Origin of the sequence: Microcystis sp. M53602_WE12 (genome assembly GCF_030065455.1) — a bacterium.
GTDB lineage: Bacteria > Cyanobacteriota > Cyanobacteriia > Cyanobacteriales > Microcystaceae > Microcystis > Microcystis aeruginosa.
Genome location: NZ_JASJFB010000291.1, coordinates 1 through 5073 on the forward strand (window position 1 = coordinate 1; position 5073 = coordinate 5073).

The following is a 5073-nucleotide window of genomic DNA, read 5'->3' on the forward strand; positions in this document are numbered from 1 at the left end:
GAAATATTATGGAGATTTTTAAAATATGAATGGATTGAATTTAGCGCCTATAAAGACCGAAAGAGCCTCCTCGCTTACGTTAAAAAAGTGCTGGACAATTTTGGAGGCGAGTATGTAATTAATTTTGCCTAGGTACTTAACAAGCCCCCTTCTTTCCAGGGGATAGCTAAAAGCTTTGATGTGCCTAGTTTCTAACCTTCTTTTTAGGTAGGAGAATTGTCAGATTCTGTCTTTTGCCTCTTGCCTTCAAAAGCTGATAACTGATAACTGATAACTGATAACTGATAACTGATAACTGATAACTGATAACTGAAATGACGGACTTAAGCCACCTTTTTCCGTGACTCAAGGATGGGGTGAATAATTGTCCAGGCTAGGACGATAATTAAAGCCAAGATACCAAAACGAGCCATAGAAGTAACTAACTGGTGCAAGGGGAACAAACGGCCTAAAAAGAAAGATAATGTCACCATAATCGTCGCCCACACCGTTGCCCCACCGAGATTACAGAGGAAAAAGCGACCGTAGGGCATTCGGGCAATTCCCGCCATGGGACCGGCAAAGATTCTTAACAAAGCCACGAAACGACCGAAAAAGACCGCCCGGGGTGCATTTTTACTAAATTGATCCTTGGCTAATTCTAGTTTTTGAGGCGGAATCCGAAAGAATTTGCCAACTTTTAACAAAAACGGCCAACCTCCAGCGCGACCGAGCCAATAGCCAAAATTATCGCCCAAAACTGCTCCTGTAATTGCGCTGACTAAAACTAACCAATAGTTCAAATCACCGCTACCAGCAAGGAAGCCGCCGACAATGGTGATGGTTTCTCCTGGGATGGGAATCCCGGTATTTTCGAGGGTGATACCGATAAATACTGCCCAGTATCCGTATTGGTGGGCGATTTCTTCAATATTTTCTAGGGATAATAGCTCTAGGGACATGGAGCGCTTTCTTAACAAAGGTTTACGAATATTCTAAGATATTTTTACAGTATTTAACCGTGGCTGAACATGACTTTTCCCAGTATTGATTTATTAGCAATTCGTCGGGGTGAGATAAAAGATTTAGGGGGCATGAACTTGGCAGGGGCTGATTTAGCGGGTGCAGACCTAGCCGGGGCGAATTTACGGGCAAATTTACGCGGTGCTGACCTGACAGGGGCAAATTTAAGGGGAGCAGATTTTCGTAATGCCGATTTACGCGGGGCAATTCTCCTCGATGCGATCGTGACTGGGGCAAGTTTGGCCGGTGCTTTTTTAGCCGGGGCGGTTTTTAATCATCTAGATTTGTCCGGGGCGGATTTTCGCGGTGTCGATGGCCGGGGAGTGAGTTTTGTCGGGGCGATTTTAACCCAAGCGGATTTTACTAGCGCTAATCTGTCCGGAGCAGATCTGTCGGCAACCGATTTAGAGGAAGCAATTTTTTTCGGGGCGATTTTACGGGGAACAAATTTTACTGATGCCAATCTTCTTTGTGCTAGTTTAGCCTCGGCAGTAACCACGGGGGCAATTTTCGAGCGAGCTTGTTTGGAAGGGACAGGATTAACCTAAGTAGGTAGTCGTTAAAAGTTATCAGACACCCCCCTTATCAAGGGGGGACTAAGGGGGGATCGGCACCCCCCTTATCAAGGGGGGCAGGGGGGATCAGAGGCAAAATCTATCTTCAATTTAATTATAACTACTTACTTAAATGGCTGATAGATAAAAGAAGATGAGTTTCTAATCGGTTGCTATCTGCCTCCATAGCTCCAGCTATTCTGAACCATTTAAACCCTTTGCTGCCCAGGGTCTTCTTCTTGTCCAAATTGATCAAGTTTTTGCCATCATCGACCAGAAAATTTAGTTTAATTGTCTGGGTAATCAGTGCAGTTATTGAAGAATTTTCCCCAACCAATTAGGCAATCAACCTAGTTCCTTAAGGGAACCTAGGGGAAAAGATTATGCACAAAAATGATAGGATTGATTGATACCTAGCTGCCGTTAATCGCTATCGATGAAACCTTTACACCAACTTTATCGCTATTTAAGTTTATTTTGCCTCTGTCTTCTTCTGACTGTGGGCTGTCAGTCCACTAATTCCAATTTACCCCAGGGGGATAGGGATATCCTGATGATTGGGACAACCCTAAAACCACGCTCGATCGATCCGGCCGATAGTTATGAGTTAGCGGGACTTTTTATTATTTATAATCTCGGTGAAACTCTCTACACCTACGCCGAAGGAACCACTAATTTAAAGCCTCTCCTGGCCACGGAATTACCCAAAATTAGCCCCGATGGTTTGACTTATACTATCCCAGTACGTCGAGGAGTTATCTTTCATGATGGCACGGTTTTTAACGCGGAGGCGATGAAGTTTTCCCTAGAAAGATTTATCAAAAATGGTGGCGAACCTTCCTTTCTTCTCCAGGATACAATTGATAAAATCACTGCGACCAAGGAAGACGAAATTACTATTAAATTAACCAGACCTTTTGCCGCCTTTCCTGCTCTTTTAGCTTACCCCGGAGCCTGTGCAGTTTCACCCAAATTTTATCAAATTGGCGAGGGTAAATTTAAACCTGAAGAATTTATCGGCACGGGACATTATCGATTAAAAGCAGTTACCAGCGATTCTTTTAGTTTAGAAGCCTTTGATCGCTATTGGGGAGAACCAGCCAAAAATAAAGGAGTTAATGTGCAAATTTATCTCTCGAATCCTGCCAATTTATTTAACGGTTTTCAGACGGGAGCGGTGGATATTGCCTATCAATCTTTACTGCCTCCTCAAGTGAGAAAATTACGCACAGAAGCGGCGCAGGAAAAATGGCAAGCCATCGAATCTTCTGGGGCAGCAATTAACTTTATGAGCCTCAATCTCAAAAGTGAACCCACCAATAATATTTTAGTGCGACAAGCCATTGCTTCTCTAGTCGATCGAGATTTACTTAATGAGCGCATTTTACAAGGTCAAGGCATCCCTCTTTTTAGTCTCATTCCTACTACTTTTTCCGAGTCACAACCGGTGTTTAAAGAGCGCTATGGCAACCATAATATAGAGCAAGCTAAACAATTACTAAAAGCCGCTGGTTATAGTCCAGAAAAACCCGCAATTGTAGAAGTTTGGCACTCCTCGGGATCGATTACTTCCAGCAGCGTGGCGGCAGTGATGAAAGCCCTATCAAAACGGGATTTAGATAATAGGATTCAATTTGAACCCAATAGTATCCTAGGAGCGGCCTTTTTCCGTAATATTAGCCAGGGACTTTATACCACTGCCCTATCTAATTGGTATCCGGATTTTTTGGATGCAGATAACTATATTTATCCCTTTTTAGATTGTGCTAAAGGTTCCCCAGAAACTGGCTGCGAAGAAGGAGGATCGCAAAGTCAAGGCTCATTTTTTTATAGTCAAGAAATGAATCAATTAATCGCACAATCCCGTCGGGAAAGTAACCCAGCCAAAAGAAAGCAAATTTTTGGCAAAATTCAAGAAATTCTCGCCGATGAAGTTCCCTATATTCCCCTTTGGCAAACCAAGGAATACGCTTTTGCTCGCAATGGCATCACGGGAGTTATCATCAATCCCAGTCAGACTTTTCCCTTCTGGACAATTGCCAAAAAATCCTGATAATTAGGGTTTGCTGAAAAAGTTTTTCCTGGGGGCAGGGTGTGGGGTGTGGGGTGTGGGGTGTGGGGTTTTACCAGTTTTGAGGTGGCCAATTACCTAATTTTCAGGGAAAAAGTGCCTAAATTTCCCCCCGATCACTCCCATATCCATTACTTTTTGATTGACAAAAGGTCTAAAAGTCTTACCCAACAAGGTTTTTAGATTTATTCAGCAAGCCCTAATTAATTATTAGGAGTTAGGAGTCAGGAGTCAGTATTCAGTATTCAGGTGATAGGGTGGTCACTGCGTGCGCGTTGCGGAGGGTTTTGGGGTGATAGGGTGATGAGACAGCTTCCCCACTTCCCCACTTCCCCACTTCCCCACTTCCCCACTTCCCACTCCCGATTCCCTTCCTCATTCTCCATTTTCCTATGAAACTAACAGCAATGTCCTTTAATATTCGCTACGATAAACCCGATCCCGATGAGCGTAATTGGCGAGTAAGAAGGGAAGCAGTAGCGGCTTTAATTGCTCACTATTCTCCTGATATAATTGGTACTCAGGAAGCTCGCGCTAATCAACTATTGGATCTACACCGTTTATTGCCAAAATACCAAAGTTTAGGTAGTGATCGCAGGGGGACAGGATTAGATGAACATTGTGCGATTTTATATCAACCAAGTCGGTTACAATGTTTGGAAATATACGAATTTTGGCTATCAGAAACTCCCGATATTATTGGCAGTATCACTGAAGCTTGGGGTAATCCTTATCCCCGCATGGTAACGGGGGCTAAATTTGGCACTCTTGAGGGGCAAACTTTGCAGTTTTATAATACCCATCTCGATTACTATAGCGACCAAGCTAAGAACTTAGGGGCTAAGTGCATACAAGAGCATTTTTGTCAACTAGATTTAACAGAAGATTACCTGTTTTTAACAGGTGATTTTAATGTTAATTCTCAGCAATTACCCCGTCAGATTTTAACTCAACCTCTGCAGCCAGAAATTAAATTAAAGGACGCTTTAGCCGATTTAGAATTAGCGGAACAAATGAGCTTTAATAATTACACCGATACCCCTTATTTAGCCATCGATACAATTTATTATGATAGCCGTTTGCAGTTAGATTGGGCAAAAGTCGATCCTTCTCGTTGGTTGAATCTTATTCCTTCCGATCATTATCCCGTAATTGCTGCTTTTACCTTGCCCTAAAAATAGATGATTTCTGTATTTAGCAAATATATAGAGGGTGAAAGCTTCAGCAGACTCTGGTGATTCGATGGTTAAATTTGTTCGGTGTTTTAAACAGGAAAAAAACTCAAGAAGTGATATTTTTGTAGCTATTAAGTAGCTGGTTATAATTAAATTAAAAATGGATTTTAGGTTCGATCCCCCCTGCCCCCCTTGATAAGGTAGGGTTGATTCATGAATCAACCCTACCCTTGATAAGGGGGGTGTCTGATAATTTTTAACGCCTACCTAC

General features: G+C 42.7%; 5 protein-coding genes and 1 pseudogene. 4 read left to right on the plus strand and 2 right to left on the minus strand.

Annotation, left to right across the window (positions count from 1 at the left end):
• Positions 1-132: pseudogene (locus PX482_RS10415) on the plus strand (IS630-like element ISMae24 family transposase); the annotation flags it as partial.
• Between the two features lie 191 nt (positions 133-323).
• On the opposite strand, the gene PX482_RS10420 reads toward PX482_RS10415, so the two are convergent.
• A complete protein-coding gene (locus PX482_RS10420) occupies positions 324-941 on the minus strand; it encodes a DedA family protein (protein WP_288122411.1) in 618 nt (205 codons plus the stop codon).
• Positions 942-1010: 69 nt separating this feature from the next.
• On the opposite strand from PX482_RS10420, the gene PX482_RS10425 reads away from it, so the two are divergent.
• Positions 1011-1550, plus strand: coding sequence for a pentapeptide repeat-containing protein (locus PX482_RS10425; protein WP_002759502.1), 540 nt, complete (start codon positions 1011-1013; stop codon positions 1548-1550).
• A gap of 442 nt (positions 1551-1992) precedes the next feature.
• Complete coding sequence (locus tag PX482_RS10430) at positions 1993-3609, plus strand: ABC transporter substrate-binding protein (RefSeq protein ID WP_288122410.1); 1617 nt, start codon at positions 1993-1995, stop codon at positions 3607-3609.
• Here PX482_RS10430 and PX482_RS10435 read toward each other — a convergent pair.
• Positions 3570-3701: a hypothetical protein gene (locus PX482_RS10435; protein ID WP_288095004.1), complete on the minus strand. Its 132-nt coding sequence runs from the start codon at positions 3699-3701 to the stop codon at positions 3570-3572. The genes PX482_RS10430 and PX482_RS10435 overlap by 40 nt on opposite strands.
• Before the next feature lie 318 nt (positions 3702-4019).
• Here PX482_RS10435 and PX482_RS10440 point away from each other — a divergent pair, with 318 nt between their 5' ends.
• On the plus strand, positions 4020-4802 hold the full coding sequence (locus tag PX482_RS10440; RefSeq protein WP_288096360.1) for an endonuclease/exonuclease/phosphatase family protein: 783 nt from the start codon (positions 4020-4022) through the stop codon (positions 4800-4802).
• Positions 4803-5073 lie beyond the last annotated feature (271 nt).

Bases quoted from the DNA above. Each gene is read 5' to 3' on its own strand.
- PX482_RS10420 (WP_288122411.1), bottom strand. From the start codon at position 941: ATGTCCCTAGAGCTATTATCCCTAGAAAATATTGAAGAAATCGCCCAC.
- PX482_RS10425 (WP_002759502.1), top strand. From the start codon at position 1,011: ATGACTTTTCCCAGTATTGATTTATTAGCAATTCGTCGGGGTGAGATA.
- PX482_RS10430 (WP_288122410.1), top strand. From the start codon at position 1,993: ATGAAACCTTTACACCAACTTTATCGCTATTTAAGTTTATTTTGCCTC.
- PX482_RS10440 (WP_288096360.1), top strand. From the start codon at position 4,020: ATGAAACTAACAGCAATGTCCTTTAATATTCGCTACGATAAACCCGAT.